The 14620-nt window shown below is 65.0% G+C and carries 14 protein-coding genes; 8 read left to right on the top strand and 6 right to left on the bottom strand.

Annotation, left to right across the window (positions count from 1 at the left end):
* The first annotated feature begins 76 nt into the window (after positions 1–76).
* Together BLU17_RS11275 and BLU17_RS11270 are read left to right on the top strand one after the other, a co-directional pair.
* Positions 77–1030 (top strand): alpha/beta hydrolase, encoded by a 954-nt coding sequence (locus BLU17_RS11275; protein WP_091996811.1) that lies wholly within the window; start codon positions 77–79, stop codon positions 1028–1030.
* Positions 1031–1275: 245 nt separating this feature from the next.
* Positions 1276–2475 (top strand): amidohydrolase family protein, encoded by a 1200-nt coding sequence (locus BLU17_RS11270; RefSeq protein WP_091996810.1) that lies wholly within the window; start codon positions 1276–1278, stop codon positions 2473–2475.
* 134 nt (positions 2476–2609) lie between these two features.
* Here BLU17_RS11270 and BLU17_RS11265 read toward each other — a convergent pair whose 3' ends face one another.
* The 5 genes from BLU17_RS11265 to betC all read right to left on the bottom strand — a co-directional run bounded on the left by BLU17_RS11265 (position 2610) and on the right by betC (position 7104).
* On the bottom strand, positions 2610–3305 hold the full coding sequence (locus BLU17_RS11265; protein WP_091996809.1) for an amino acid ABC transporter permease: 696 nt from the start codon (positions 3303–3305) through the stop codon (positions 2610–2612).
* A complete protein-coding gene (locus BLU17_RS11260) occupies positions 3302–4033 on the bottom strand; it encodes an amino acid ABC transporter permease (protein WP_091996808.1) in 732 nt (243 codons plus the stop codon). The genes BLU17_RS11265 and BLU17_RS11260 overlap by 4 nt, the downstream gene beginning before the upstream one ends.
* Before the next feature lie 78 nt (positions 4034–4111).
* A complete protein-coding gene (locus BLU17_RS11255; RefSeq protein WP_091996807.1) occupies positions 4112–4945 on the bottom strand; it encodes an ABC transporter substrate-binding protein in 834 nt (277 codons plus the stop codon).
* A gap of 227 nt (positions 4946–5172) precedes the next feature.
* Entirely contained in the window at positions 5173–5397 is a 225-nt protein-coding gene (locus BLU17_RS11250) for a hypothetical protein (RefSeq protein WP_091996806.1), read from the bottom strand.
* Between the two features lie 171 nt (positions 5398–5568).
* Positions 5569–7104 carry a choline-sulfatase gene (gene betC / locus BLU17_RS11245; RefSeq protein WP_091996805.1) on the bottom strand — a complete coding sequence of 512 codons (1536 nt, stop codon included), beginning with the start codon at positions 7102–7104 and terminating at the stop codon, positions 5569–5571.
* A 280-nt stretch (positions 7105–7384) separates the two neighbouring features.
* On the opposite strand from betC, the gene BLU17_RS11240 reads away from it, so the two are divergent.
* The 6 genes from BLU17_RS11240 (at position 7385) to BLU17_RS11215 (ending at position 13811) form a co-directional block, all read left to right on the top strand.
* Positions 7385–8275: a choline sulfate utilization transcriptional regulator gene (locus BLU17_RS11240; RefSeq protein WP_091996899.1), complete on the top strand. Its 891-nt coding sequence runs from the start codon at positions 7385–7387 to the stop codon at positions 8273–8275.
* 305 nt (positions 8276–8580) lie between these two features.
* Positions 8581–9738, top strand: a complete 1158-nt coding sequence (locus BLU17_RS11235) for a porin (protein ID WP_091996804.1) — start codon at positions 8581–8583, stop codon at positions 9736–9738.
* Positions 9739–9831: 93 nt separating this feature from the next.
* Positions 9832–10833: a taurine ABC transporter substrate-binding protein gene (tauA, locus tag BLU17_RS11230; protein ID WP_091996803.1), complete on the top strand. Its 1002-nt coding sequence runs from the start codon at positions 9832–9834 to the stop codon at positions 10831–10833.
* A 70-nt stretch (positions 10834–10903) separates the two neighbouring features.
* Complete coding sequence (locus BLU17_RS11225; protein WP_091996802.1) at positions 10904–11686, top strand: taurine ABC transporter ATP-binding protein; 783 nt, start codon at positions 10904–10906, stop codon at positions 11684–11686.
* A 1-nt stretch (position 11687) separates the two neighbouring features.
* Complete coding sequence (gene tauC, locus BLU17_RS11220) at positions 11688–12551, top strand: taurine ABC transporter permease TauC (protein WP_091996801.1); 864 nt, start codon at positions 11688–11690, stop codon at positions 12549–12551.
* Between the two features lie 234 nt (positions 12552–12785).
* Positions 12786–13811 carry a sulfonate ABC transporter substrate-binding protein gene (locus BLU17_RS11215; RefSeq protein ID WP_091996800.1) on the top strand — a complete coding sequence of 342 codons (1026 nt, stop codon included), beginning with the start codon at positions 12786–12788 and terminating at the stop codon, positions 13809–13811.
* A 42-nt stretch (positions 13812–13853) separates the two neighbouring features.
* On the opposite strand, the gene BLU17_RS11210 is transcribed toward BLU17_RS11215, so the two are convergent.
* Positions 13854–14594: an ABC transporter ATP-binding protein gene (locus BLU17_RS11210; protein WP_091996898.1), complete on the bottom strand. Its 741-nt coding sequence runs from the start codon at positions 14592–14594 to the stop codon at positions 13854–13856.
* Positions 14595–14620: the final 26 nt, after the last annotated feature.

Here is a 14620-nt window from a genome sequence, read left to right as displayed (position 1 = left end):
AGTTAGATTTGTATCCGACATTTGTTTGATTCTATCCCATCCCCAACGCGAACCCTGCCTTTCAACGGGAGACCCCATGACGACCTATGCGCAACAGGAAAACTGGAGGCAGATTCAAGGCTTTCTCCCCGTCGAGTTTCAGTTGAAGCCGTCGCAGGAGCCGCGGGAAGAGTGGTGGTCGTGGGGCGCTCATCGCATTCATCTCGATTGCTACCGCAATGCCGGCGCGCCGCTGAAGGTGATTCTCTTTCACGGAGTCGGGACAAACGGCCGGCAGATGTCGACCATTCTCGGCGCTCCGCTTGCCCGCAAAGGCTTCGAGACCATAGCGATCGACATGCCGGAATACGGACTGACGCAGGTGGGCGGCGGCATGCCGGTCCGGTACGACGACTGGGTACAGGCCGGAAGCGATCTGGTCGACAGGGAACTGGCCAGGGACGACCGGCCCATCGTGCTCTACGGGCTGAGCGCGGGCGGCATGGAGACGTATCACGTCGCGGCGAAGAACGGGAAAGTCAGCGGTATTGTCGGCATGACCTTTCTCGATCAACGCATCCAGCAGGTTCGTGACGAAACCGCGTACAACCGGTTCATGAGCCGTGTCGGCGGGCCATTCGCGGCACTGACCGCGCGCACGCCGCTCGCGGGCTTACGCATGCCGATGGCCGCGGCGAGCAAGATGCGCGCGCTCGTCAACGATCCCGCTGCGCTGAGGGCCTGCATGGCGGACAAAACGTCGGCCGGAAAGTGGGTGACCATGCGTTTTCTGGCGAGCTACACGGGCTATCAGCCGGCTATCGAGCCGGAAGATTTCGACGTATGCCCAATCCTGCTGACACAGCCCGCGCAGGATCGCTGGACCCCCTTGCATCTGAGCCAGTTGTTCCTGCAAAGAATCAAGCGTGTGCCCGTGAAGGTGACGATGCTGGAAAACGCCGGGCACTATCCGCTCGAACAGCCGGGGCTGCATCAGATGGTCGCTGCGGTCCATGACTTCTGCATCGACGTGACGCGCGTGCGCGCGTAATGGACACACGCGGGACACACGCGGGCCAATATCGAAACTGCCCGTCGCCCGCGAGCGGCCTTGCTTCAGGGCGTCCCCGGCATGCGAGACAAGTCCGCGGCAGTCCCTTGACGCGCTTGTCCGCGGTGGTGCGCCCGTGCCGTTCGGCGTACCCTTTCTGCGGAGTTGGCCAACGCTGGCGTTCAGCGTCATCAGCGCCTCGCAGCGCGCTGCGAGACTCCCATGACCACTACCATGGAATCGGCATGACCTCTGCTGCCCGCCCTCTCCTGCTCTCTAACGTCCGCTTGCCCGATGGCTCGCCGGTGTCCGTCCCGGTCGTGAACGGACGCATCGAAGCGCCCGGTCCGAATGTTGCGCCGCCGCCCGGCGCCGCAATCGAAGATGGCGGCGGCGCGCTGCTGCTGCCAGGCTTCGTCGAAGGACACACGCACCTCGACAAGAGCCACTGGGGCCGCGCGTGGTATCGCAACGAGGTCGGCCCGAATCTCGTCGACCGCATCGAGAACGAGCGCGCATGGCGCAAGGCCGCCGGGCACGATGCAGGTGCGCAATCGCTCGCGCTCGCGCGCGCCTTCCTCGCGGCGGGCACCACGCGCCTTCGCAGCCATGTGGACATCGACACCGACGCGGGCTTGCACTACCTCGAAGGCGTGCTCGAAACGCGCCACGCGCTGCGCGACGTGCTGGACATGCAGATCGTCGCGTTTCCGCAGTCGGGCATGCTGATTCGCCCCGGCACGGAGGATCTGCTCGGCAGCGCGCTCGCGGCCGGCGCCGACGTGCTCGGCGCGCTCGACCCCGCATTGATCGACGGCGATCCGGTCGGCTCGCTGAACGCCACTTTCGCGCTGGCGAAGCGGTACGGAAAACCCATCGATATCCATCTTCACGAGCCGGGCGACATCGGCGCCTTCACGCTGAAGCTGCTGCTCGATCGCGTCGAGGCGACGGGCATGCAGGGACAGGTCGTGGTCAGCCATGCGTTTTGCCTCGGCGCGCTGCCGGAACCGCAGGCGCTGCTCGAGCGCATCGCGCGCCTCGACGTGGCGCTGCTCACGAGCGCGCCGCCGTCGCGGCCCGTCCCGCCGCTCAAGCGGTGCCGCGAAATGGGCATCACGATCTTCGGGGGCAACGACGGCATACGCGATACGTGGACCCCGTATGGCGTACCCGACATGCTCGAACGCGCGATGCTGATCGGCCTGCGCTACGACCTGCGGCGCGACGACGATCTGGCAATTGCGTTCGACTGCGTGAGCGCCGCAGCCGCGCGCGGCTGCGGCTTCGCCGATTACGGCCTGCACGCCGGCGCGCGCGCCGATCTCGTGCTGGTGGACGCCGAAACGATTGCCCATGCGGTGGTGGCACGGCCCAGGCGCAAGCTGGTTGTGTCGAACGGACACGTCGTCGCGCGCGACGGTGCGCTGACCGACCTCGCGTAACCGCCGGCTTGCCCGCGAAGAGGATAAGCGATGAAACACGGGGAGCACGCTCGATCGCAGCGGCCCGCGCCGCCCGCTCGGCATGCCGGGCGACGCTGCGGCGAAACAACCGCGATTGGGCCTCTAATGAGCCGCTACCGGGCCTTGCGCGCGGGCGGCGCGCCAACGGCGAGCAGCGCGTTGGCGATCCACTGCAGCGCACCGCACAGCAGCAGATAGACGAGCCCGACGAACAGGAATATCTGCGCCGGATACACCAGCAGACGATTGTTGAGCTGATTGGCGAGAAACGTGAATTCCGGCACGCCGACGATATAGGCCAGCGACGTGTCCTTGACCAGCGCCACCCACTGATTGACGAACGACGGCATCATCACGCGCACGGCTTGCGGCAGGATCACCTCGCGCAGGCTCTGCCAGCGCGTCAAACCAAGTGACAGCGCTGCCTGCCGCTGCCCGTCGCTGATCGACGAAATGCCCGCGTAGACCGAATGCGACAGATATGCGCCGCCGATCAGCGCCAGCGCGCATACGACGGTCGCAAGGCCCGGAACGTCGACATGCAGCAGGATCGGCATGAGGAAGAAGGTCCAGAAAATCAGCATCAGCACGGGTATCGCGCGAAAGAACGCGACCACGGCAGTCAGCGCGGCACGGACGAATCCGCGCGTCATGGCGAGGGCAATGCCGCCCGCGAGACCAATCAGCGCCGCGAGCAGCGCGGACACCACCGAGAGCGCGATCGTCAGCGCAACGCCTCCGAGGGGACCTGCCGGAAACGCCCCGAGCATCAGATAACGCAGCGCGGGAAGCCAGTCGAATCCGTTCATGCGCGACCTCGCTGCACGCCGCGCTGGCCGGTGCGTTGCCAGAGCACCAGCGCGACCTCGATGACCGCGATGGCCAATACATAGAACACCGTGGCGGTGCCGAATGCCTGAAATGTCCTGAAGCTTTCCGTATCGACCTGGCGCGACATATACGACAGTTCCCCGACGCCTATCGCCATCGTCAGCGAGGAGTTCTTGATCACGTTCATGTATTGGCCGGCGAGCGGCGGCGTCGCGATGCGCAACGCCTGCGGCAGGATCACATGGCGCAGCGTCGTGTAACGGCTCATGCCAAGCGCGGCAGCCGCCTGGGCTTGGCCGCGGCTCACGCCCCGCATGCCGGCCACAAACTCTTCGCCGATGAACGCCGTCGTGTAGCAGGTCAGTCCGACCCAGCCCGCGAACAGCTCGAAACTCGGCCAGCGTAGCGGCAACGGACCAAGCGTTGCCATGTGCGGCGCGTTAAGCCAGGTCATCCAGCCGGAAGGCAAAACGGCCGCCGCACCGAAATACCAGAACAGCAGTTGTACGAGCAGCGGCGAATTGCGGAAGACGAACACGTAGAGCGCCGCCGCGCGCGCGACCGCCCCGGTGCGGGCCGTGCGCGCAACCGCCAGCAGAAAACCCAGCGGCGTCGCGCACGACGCCGCGCAGGCGGACAGCATCAGCGTAACGAGGAAACCCTGTTCGAGCCACGCGAGATACTTCGGTTCAAGCCAGTTATGCATGAATCAGGCAAAGAGGAACAAGAAGGGTTCACGGCGCTCAAGGGGCTACGGCATGAACCCTGAAGACCGTCGCAGCGCTCAACTGTTCTTTTGCGGATCGCCGATCTTGAAGAGACGCGGCAACGGCGCCGCGCTCTTCGGGCCAAACCACTTGTCGTAAATCTGCGCGGCTTCGCCGTCGGTTTCCAGATGCGTCAGCGTGCCGTTCACCACGTCGAGCAAACGCGTCTCGCCCTTGGGCACGCCAACACCCTCGTAGTCGTTCGATATCGTGAAAGCGGAAATCTCGTAGTTCGCCTTGTCCGGGGCGCGCGCGAGCAATGCGACCAGTTTCGGACCGTCCTGGGTGATCGCCTGCACGTTGCCCGTGCGCAGCGCGGCGAAAGCGAAAGGCGTGTCATCGTATGCGACGATGGTCGCGTTCGGGAATTTCGCGCGCACCTGCTGCTCGTTGGTCGTGCCCTTGTCTGCGCCGATACGCAGGCTGTTCAGTTGATCCGGGGACTTCAATACGCCCTTCTTCGCAATGAACTGGGTGCCGGATGCGAAATACGGCGTGCTGAAATCCACTTCCTTTTTGCGGTCATCGGTGATCGTGAAGTTGGCGAATACCAGATCGACCTTGCCCGACTTCAGAAATGCGATGCGGTTGGCGGGGTTGGTCGGCTGGACTTCGAGCTTCACACCGAGGCTTTTCGCCACGGCGCGCGCATAGTCGACATCGAGCCCGACGATTTGATTGTCCTTCGGGTCCACGAAACCGAACGGCGGATTGCTGTCGAATGCCGCGACGCGCAGCACACCCGCTCGCTTGATATCGTCCAGACGATCCGCATGCGCGGCGTTCGCCGCCACGAAGAGAAGTGCCGTCAACAGTGCGGCAGGCACTGCGCCCCAGATCCTGTTTTTCATTGTCGAGATTCCTTCGTTTGTTGCCGTGCGCTGTCGCTGGACATTAGCGCTGGCGAAGCACGCAGCCTATCGGCACGAGGGGATCGGGGGAACCAACCATTTTTCAGATCGAAAGCGATGCCGGCGATTTGGCACAACGAGAAGCAGCGCCCAAACGTGCACACGCAAAGTCCGGAGCGGATCGCCGCAAGCAAACGCTGGCCGTCGGATGTCCGGCCGGTCCCGGGTCAAGCGTCATGACGCGTTTGCTTGAGGTGGTTGTCGATCCAGAGCCGCGCCCATCGCCATGCGTAGGCGACGGCGTGATCGGCTTCGAAGAAGTAGTCGAGCGCATCGAACCTGAAAGACGGTCCGTGCAGCGCCACGTCGCATTCGATGGTGAGATTCGCGGCATACAGGCCGCTCGGCAGTGCATGCGCGGACGGCGCGACTTCGTATCCTTTGTATTGCATGGAGTTTTCCGTGGAGACACAGCGGACGGTATCGTCCAATGCGGTTCATGCTAGTCCTCGCCCGTGCAATTGCCAAAGAATGTTTAGGCCTTAGGAAATCAACGTACCGCGATCTGCGTTCCTCGGAGACAACGGAAATGCGCGCGCCGCCAGGGAGCCTGGCGTGGCCGCTCAGCGCACGCGAGGAAAGCGCGCAAGCGCCTCCAGCGCGTCGAGGTCGAGATGGCTGCGAATATATCGCTGGCTCGCGTCCTCCCCGGGTTGCCAGTCCCATTGCGCGATGCGGCCGCGCCGCGTGGCCTCGAAGTGAAAGCGGCGGCGACGCTGGCTCGCGAGCACGTCGCTGCGCAGCGCTTCGAGGCGCCATCTGCGGCACACTTCGTCGCGAAAGGCCTCGCAGCGCGACGCATAAGCGGAATCCGCCGCGAGGTTGCGCAACTCCAGGGGGTCGTCCAGCAGGTCGAAAAGCTGCTCGGGGTCCGCGGGCGAATACACGTATTTGAAGCGCCCGCGGCGAATCATCACGATCGGTGCGGCGGCGCCTTCGCCCAGATATTCGCCGACTGCCTCGTCATGTCCGTTCCCGCCGCGCAGATGCGGCAGCAGACTGCGCCCGTCAATGACGTCGGGCCACGGCATGGGCATCGTGCCCGTCGCGAGTTCGACGAGCGTTGGCAGCAGGTCGACATGCGAGACCGATTCGCGCACGCGCCGCGCTTCGAAGCGCCCCGGCGCGTGCACGATCAACGGCACCCGCGCGGCGTTTTCGAAAAACGTCATCTTGTACCAGAGCCCGCGTTCTCCGAGCATATCGCCGTGATCGGAGGTGAACACGACGATGGTATCGTCGGCGAGACCCACGGCCTCGAGCGTGTCGAGGATCGTGCCGAACTGGGCGTCCACATACGATAGCGAGCCATAGTAGGCGCGCCGCGCGCGTCGCACCTGGTCGCGCGACGCCGGCGTCGCGTCGATCTCGCACGCATCGCGCAGACGGCGTGAGTGCGCGTCGCTCTCCTCGTAGCTCAGCGTCGTCTTGGGAAAATCGATTTCGTCGTCGCGATAGAGGTCCCAGTATTGTCGGGAAATCGCATACGGATCGTGGGGATGGGTCAACGACGCGACCATCAGGAAAGGCCGCTCGTCGTCGCCAGCCGCACGCCGGCGCGCGATATCGAAGAGTTTCTGACGCACCGTGAACGTCACTTCGTCGTCGAAGTCGAGCTGGTTCGTGCGCACGCACGGGCCGGCGTCGAGCACTGACGTCATATTGTGATACCAGCTCTGCCGCACCTGCGGCGCGGACCAGTCAGGCACCCAGCCGAAGTCGGCGGGATAGATGTCGGTGGTGAGGCGCGACTCGAACCCGTGGAGCTGATCGGGCCCACAGAAGTGCATCTTTCCCGAAAGCACCGTCTGATAGCCCGCGTGGCGCAGATAGTGCGCGAAGGTCAGCGTTTGCGCGGGCAGTTCGGCGGCGTTGTCGTAAGCGCCGATTCTCGAGGGCAGACAGCCCGATACCAGCGAATAGCGCGAAGGCGCGCAAAGCGGGCTCGCGCAGTAGGCCGAATCGAATACCACTCCTTCACGCGCCAGCGCGTCGATGCGCGGCGTCTTCGCGACGGTGTTGCCATAAGGCCGCAACGCCGCGGGCGTGATCTGGTCGCCCATCAAGATAAGGATATTCGGTTTCGCAATATGAGCCATTTGCTTGCGTGGATAGAATGAACGGTCCTGATTACGTGATGCGCGCCCGCCGGGGCGGACGTACAGCACATCGTGCAGCAAGACGTTATGCCAGCGCCCCCGCCCCGTGAAGCCCCGCTGCGCTTATGGGCGCATAAGCGACATAAGCGCGCGTCGGCCGGCGCGGCACGTCGTCAACCCCGCATTCGAGATCGATATGTCCGCAAAGCCAGCCATGTCCGCGCCGCCGGAGCCCACTGCCGCCATTGCGCGCGAAAGCGCCCACGACCGGCTGCCGCCCATGCAGGCGCTGCTCGCGTTCGAGTCGGCGGCGCGGCTCAAGAGCTTCACGGCTGCGGCGCGCGAACTCGGCACGACGCAGCCCGCCGTGAGCCAGCGCATCGTTCAGCTCGAGGCCGACCTCGACGCCCCGCTTTTTGCGCGCGGCCATCGCGGCGTGACGCTGACGCCCGAAGGCGAGCGGCTTCATGAAACGGTGCGCACGAGCCTCGAAACGATACGGCTCACGGCCGGGAGAATCCGCACGAGCCGCGCGGCCAGCGCGCTGACCATTCATACCGATCCGGGATTCGCCGCGTACTGGCTCGTGCCCCGCCTGGCGTCGCTCAAGCACGCCATGCCCGCGCTCGACGTCAAGATCGTCACCTCGCAGACGGCCTTCAATCCTTATCACGACCGCGTCGACGTGGCGATCGCGTTTGGCGACGGCAACTGGAAGCCGTGCACGGCCACGCGTCTTTTCGCGGAAGAAGTCACACCCGTATGCTCGCCCGCGTTTTTCGCCGCTCACCGCGGGGTAACGAAACCCGACGATCTCGCGGATTTGCCGCTGCTCCATGTGCAGGCGCTGGAACCGGCGCGCTGGCTCGCCTGGGACTCGTGGTTCGCGGCCAAGGGACTCCCCACGCCCGGCTCGGCGCGCAGCATGACCTTCAACAGCTATTCGCTCGTGATCCAGGGGGCGCTGCTCGGCCATGGCGTCGCGCTCGGCTGGACACCGCTGGTCGACGACCTGATCGAAAGAGGCTTGCTCGTGCGCCTCATCGATGCCCCCGTCGTAACCGAACGCGGCTATTTTCTCGTGCGCCCTCCCGCGCGGCCCGAAGCGAGCGCCGTGCAGCAATTCAGGCGCTGGATGTTCCGCACCTGCCAACCGCAGACGGCCCTCTGAGCGCCATGCGTCCGCCCTCCGGCGATGCGCCACGTCGCGCAGGACGATCTGCGCGCACAAATGACCGCGCGGCATAAGCAAATAACAAAATCTCGCCGTATAAGCGCCTCTTATGCGGGAATAAACGCGCGGTGTCTTCACGCGCACGGTGCCGGTCGGTGATATTGGCGACTCGAAATCGAATCCGGGTCGCCGGACGATAGTTTGGATTACCTGGCATTTCATGAGGCATGCGTGCCTCATCGCACGGGTAATCGAAGCTTTCGCCGCGAGATTCGCCTACCACGCGCACCTATCACAATTCCATGCGTACAAAAAAACCAGTCGCTCTCACGTACGGCCTGCGCGGCACGCTCGCAAGCCTCATCCTGACAGGCGTGTGCACGGCGCACGCGCAAAGCAGCGTCACGCTTTACGGCATTCTCGACGCCGGCGTTACCTATGTGAACAATAGCGGCGGCGCGCATCTCGCCGAATTCAGCGATGGCGTCTCCTATGGCAACCGGTGGGGCCTGAAAGGCGTCGAGGATCTGGGCGGCGGACTTTCCGCTGTCTTCGTCCTCGAAAGCGGCTTTCATCTCGGCACGGGACAGCTCGGTTTCGGCGGCGCGGAGTTCGGCCGCCAGGCATACGTCGGCCTTTCGAATGAATGGGGCACGCTCTCGCTGGGCAACCAGCTCGACATGACGGCCGAAATGGTATCGCTATACAACATCTCCGCATGGGCCAGCGGCTACGCCATTCACCAAGGCGACTTCGACCGCCTGAACGCCGACCGCTTGCCGAATTCCATCAAGTTTCTCTCGAAGGACTTCGGCGGCTTCACGTTCGGCGGCATGTGGTCGTTCGGCAACGTGGCAGGCAACTTCCATGAAGACAGCGCCTACAGTCTGGGGGCGCACTTCGCCAGAGGCAACTTCACGGCTGGAGCGGCCTACACACAGCTCAACAATCCTCACGGCATCTACGCGTTCGATCCCTACGCGATGATCGGCACGCGCAGCTTCCTCGGCCGCCCGACAGTGAGCGTGGACCCGGCAACCGGCGCCCTCACCGACCTCTATTCGAGCACGTCATTCCCCGTCGAGCGGCAGGGCACCTTCGGCATCGGGTCGAGCTATGCGTTCAGCAACGTCACGCTGATGGGCAACTTCACCTGCACGACCATCAAGGCCTTTGGCGAAACCTCGCACATGCAGGTCGCGGAAGGCGGCGCGAACTGGCAGGTCACGCACGCATTCAGCGCGATCGGCGGCTACCAGTACACGCACTTCGAGGGCCATCACTGGAACCAGGTGTCGGCGGGCCTGCACTACCTGCTCTCGAAACGCACGGACGTCTACCTCTCCGGCGACTGGCTCAAGGCGTCGCAAGGCGTCGATGCCGTCATCGGCTACAGCTTCATGCCCTCGACCACCTCGACGCAGGCCGACGTTCGCATCGGCTTGCGGCATTCGTTCTGAGCGCGCGCGCATATGCAAGTGATGTTTCGTTGGTTAGCCGTCAAGACCGCCCACGCTAACCTTTTCAATACGCTACTGGAACAGCAGACGACCATGAAACTCAAACCCCTCCTCCAGAGTATCGCCGCCAACGCCGCGTTGGCGGTCCTCCTCACGCACGGCGCGGCAGTCCGCGCGGAAACGGTCAATATCGCCTATCAGTACGGCGCCGACCCCGCCAAGCTCGCGCAGGCCTCCGCCGCGTATGAAAAAGCCACCGGATGGACCATCAACTGGCGCCGCTTCGACACGGGCGCGGACGTCGTCGCCGCGCTCGCTTCCGGCGACATCCAGATCGGCGACGTGGGATCGAGCCCGTTTGCCGCCGCCGTCAGCCGCGGGGTGCCGGTCGAGGCGGTCGTGGTCAATGCGCTCACGGGCGACTCGGAAGCGCTCGTGGTGCGCAACGGCGCGCATATCGACAAGCCGCAGGACCTGATCGGCAAGACCATCGCCACGCCGTTCGTTTCCACGTCGCATTACAGCCTGCTGGCCGCGCTCAAGCATTGGGGCATCCGCCCGGACCAGGTGCATATCGTCAATCTCGGTCCGACTGAAACCATTGCCGCCTGGTCGCGCGGAGAAATCGACGCGGCCTACACGTGGGACCCCGCGCTCGGCAAGGCGAAGGAAACGGGGCACGTACTCGTCGATTCCACCCAGGTCGGTAAATGGGGATCGCCGACCTTCGACCTCTGGGCCGTCCGCAAGGATTTCGCGCAGGCGCATCCGGACTTCGTCCAGAAGTTCGTCCGGGTGACCGTGCATGCCAATTCGGATTACCAGGCAAATGGCTCGTCCTGGACGAGCACGTCGAGCCAGGTCGCGGCCATCGCGAAGCTGAGCGGCGCAAGCCCGGCCGACGTGCCGCAACTGCTCGCGGGCAACCGCTACCCCAACGCGACGGAGCAGGCTTCGCCCGCGCTGCTCGGCGGCGGCACGGCCAGGGCGGTCGCGGCAACGGCGCACTTCCTTCAGGAACAGAAAAAGATCGATCAGGCTCTGCCCGACTACAGCGGTGCGATCGACGCGCGCTTCGTTGCCGCCGCGAAATGAGAAGACGAATCTCGTCGAAACAGGTAACGCGCGTCGGCCATCGCGGGCGCATCGATTGACGGAGTGAATCATGGCTGAACTGAAAGCCCGGAACGTGAGCGTCGTGTACCAGACGGCGCGCGGCTCGCTTACGGCGCTGCAGGACGTTTCGGTTGCGGTGCGAAGCGGCGAAATCGTCGTGGCGCTAGGCGCCTCCGGATGCGGAAAAAGCACGTTGCTCTCGCTGCTTGCGGGCTTTCAGACGCCCTCGTCGGGCACCGTGACGAAGAACGGCGAAATCGTCACGGGCCCCGACGCGAGCCGCGGCGTGGTCTTCCAGGATGACGCCTTGATGCCGTGGCTCAACGTGATCGAAAACGTCTCGTTCGGCTTGCGCCTGCGCGGCGCGAACCGTGCGGAGCGGGAGGCGCGCGCGGCTCAGGTGCTCGAACTCGTGAAGCTGCAGGGCTTCGAGCGGCATCGCATCGGCGAGATTTCGGGCGGCATGCGCCAGCGCGTGGGGCTCGCCCGCGCGCTCGCCGCAGACCCCGCGTTTCTTCTCATGGACGAACCGCTCGGCGCGCTCGACGCACTCACGCGCGAACACATGCAAAGCCTGCTGCTGGAAGTCTGGAAAAAAACCAGCAAGGGCATATTCCTCATCACGCACAGCATCGAAGAGGCCGTGCTGCTCGCGACCGAACTGCTGATTCTCTCGCCGCGGCCGGGCCGCGTCGTGGCGCGCCACGGGCTGACATTCTCTCGCCGCTATGCCGAGGGCGAATCGCTGCGCTCGATCCGCAGCGATCCCGAATTCATCCAGATTCATCTCGAGCTGCTCGATCAGCTCATGCGCGAAACAGAAGGAGCCTGACATGGCGACAAACGACTCGCGTGCGCAACCCGCGTTTGCCCCCGGCAACGTCGGCGAAGCCGCGCCCGGCGACGCCGGGGCACGCCGTGCCGGCGCGCGCTTCCATGCGGGCCACGCGGCCACGGCGACGACGCTCGCCGTGCTGCTCGCGGCGTGGTGGCTCGCAAGCCACCTGCAATGGCTGCCGCCCGTCCTGCTGCCCACGCCCGAAGCGACGCTAAGAAAGCTGATCTCGCTCTACACCGACGGCTTCGACGACGCCACGCTCATGCAGCACCTTGGCGCCAGCCTCGCGCGTATCGCGCTCGCATTCGCGCTGGCGCTCGTCACCGCCATTCCCGCCGGTATCGCCATCGCCACGAACCGCATTGCGCGCGGCGTGCTCGACCCCGTCATCGAGTTCTATCGCCCGGTGCCGCCGCTCGCGTATCTGCCGCTCATGGTGATCTGGTTCGGCATTGGCGAGCTTTCGAAGGTGCTGCTCATCTATCTGACCATTTTCGCTCCGCTGGCGATTGCAACCGCCGCCGGCGCCGGCCGCGTCGCGAAGAGCCGGTTGCTCGCGGCTTCCACGCTCGGCGCCACGCGCCGGCAGCTCCTTCTGCTCGTCGTGCTGCCGAGCGCGCTCCCGGAAATCCTCACTGGCGTGCGCATCGCGCTCGGCGCCGGCTGGTCGACGCTCGTCGCCGCCGAACTGATCGCCGCGACACGCGGCCTCGGCTTCATGGTGTACTCCGCGTCGCGCTTTCTTGTCACCGACGTGGTGATCGCCGGCATTCTGCTGATCGGCGCCATTGCGCTCGTCCTCGAACTCGGACTGCGCGTGCTGCAACGCAGGCTGACGCCGTGGCACGCCGAACAATGACGCGCGCCCTCGCCGCCCAGCTCCGCCCGCTTTCCTCCCGGGGAAGTCGCCGCTTGCGTTCAAGGCCGACGATTCGGTCGTGCCGCACTTTGCAGAAGGCGGCGCCGCCATAAGCATCTGACAATATCTTGGTTGTACAGACGATAAAACGGATTAAGGTGGGAGGCGATCTGCCGCGCGCCAGCGGCCGTTTCCGTGCATTTCCACGCATTTCCGGACAGGACCGAAAAAGCAATGTCGAACGACAACCATGACCATCACACCGCAAACGGCTCTCGCCGTACACTCCTCAAGCTCGCCTCGCTTGCGGCGACCGGCGCCGCGTTGCGCGGCGCAGCCGGGCTCGCGGGCACGGCCGCGCTGGCGCTGCAAAGCGGAGCGGCGCGCGCGCAGGACAGCAAGGTCCTGCGCATCGGCTTTCAGAAATACGGCAACTTCGTTCTGCTGAAGGCACGCCGCACACTGGAAACGCGCCTTGCACCGCTCGGCTTCACGGTGCAATGGCTGGAGTTTCCGGGCGGCCCGCAGCTGCTGGAAGGGGTCGCGGCCGGCGCGGTGGATGTGGGCACGGTCGGCGAGACGCCGCCCATTTTCGCGCAGGCAGGCGGCGTGGATTTCGTCTATATCGCAAGCGAGCCGCCGGCGCCGCTGGGCGAAGCCATCGTCGTCCACCAGGACTCGCCGATCCGCACGACCGCCGATTTGCGCGGCAAGCGCGTCGCGCTCAACAAGGGCTCGAACGTGCATTATCTGCTCGTCAAGGCGCTGCAGAACGCGGGGCTCAAGTACGAGGACATTCAGCCCGCTTATCTCGCGCCCGCCGATGCACGAGCCGCGTTCACGAGCCGCAGCGTCGATGCATGGGTGATCTGGGACCCATACCTCGCGGCGATCGAACGTCAGGCCAATGCGCGCACGATCGCGAACGGCGAGCATCTCGTGCGTAACACGCAGTACTACACTGCGAGCCGCAGCTTCGCCAATGCGCATGCGCCCGTCGTCCACGCGCTGCTGGAAGAGGTCACCGCCGTGGACACGTGGGCGCGCGACAACGTCCCGGCGGTGGCCGCGCAGCTTGCGCCGCTCGTCGGACTCGACGCCGCCACGCTCGAAGTCGCGCTGCGTCGCACCGGCTACGGCGTGCAGCCTGTCGACAGCGCCACGCTCGCCTACCAGCAGCAGATCGCCGACACGTTCTCCAGCCTCAAGCTGATTCCGAAGAAACTCACGGTCGCCGACGCGCGCTGGCAGTCCGCCTGACCCCGTGCATTACCTGGGTATCCTGATCCTGGGTCGGCCCGCTCACGACGCAGTTTTCGAAGCAAGCGGGCCGCCCAGGTAGGCGTCGCGAATACGCTCATCGGCCAGCAGCGCCGAAGCCTCGCCCGACAGCACCACACGCCCCGTCTGCAGCACGTAGCCGCGATGCGCGATCTGCAGTGCGAGGCTCGCATTCTGCTCGACCATGAAAAACGTCACGCCTTGCGAGTTGATCGTGCGAATCAGGTCGAGCACCTTGTCGACGTAAAGCGGCGAAAGTCCCATGGTCGGTTCGTCCATGCAGACGAGCTTCGGGCGGCTCATCAGCGCGCGCGCCATCGCCAGCATCTGCTGCTCGCCGCCCGAGAGCGTGCCCGCGCGCTGACCGAGCCGCTCCTTCACGCGAGGAAACAGCTCAAGCATGCGCTCGTAATCTTCCGCGATCCCCTCGCGGTCGCGCCGCGTGAAGGCGCCCATCAACAGGTTCTCGCGCACGCTCATGTCGCCGAACAGCCGTCGCGCCTCCGGCACGGAGCCGATCCCGCGGCGTACGATCTGCGCGGTATCGAGCCCGTCGAGCGGCGCGCCGTCGAAGCTCACTGTGCCCGCGCGCGGCTTGTGCAGCCCGAGAATCACTTTCATGGTCGTCGATTTGCCGCTCGCGTTGCCCCCGAGCAGACAAACGATCTCGCCGCGCGGCACCTCCACCGTCACGCCGAAATGGACCTGGCTCTGGCCGTAGAACGTGTCGACGCGGTCGAGTTTCAAGAGCGGCGTAGTCATGGCGCGGCGTTCGCGTGAGGCATCGT

The sequence above is a fragment of the Paraburkholderia lycopersici genome, from assembly GCF_900096975.1.
Classification (GTDB): domain Bacteria; phylum Pseudomonadota; class Gammaproteobacteria; order Burkholderiales; family Burkholderiaceae; genus Paraburkholderia; species Paraburkholderia lycopersici.
Note: the sequence above shows the minus strand (reverse complement) of the source record. Positions and strands in the feature narration are given on the sequence as shown.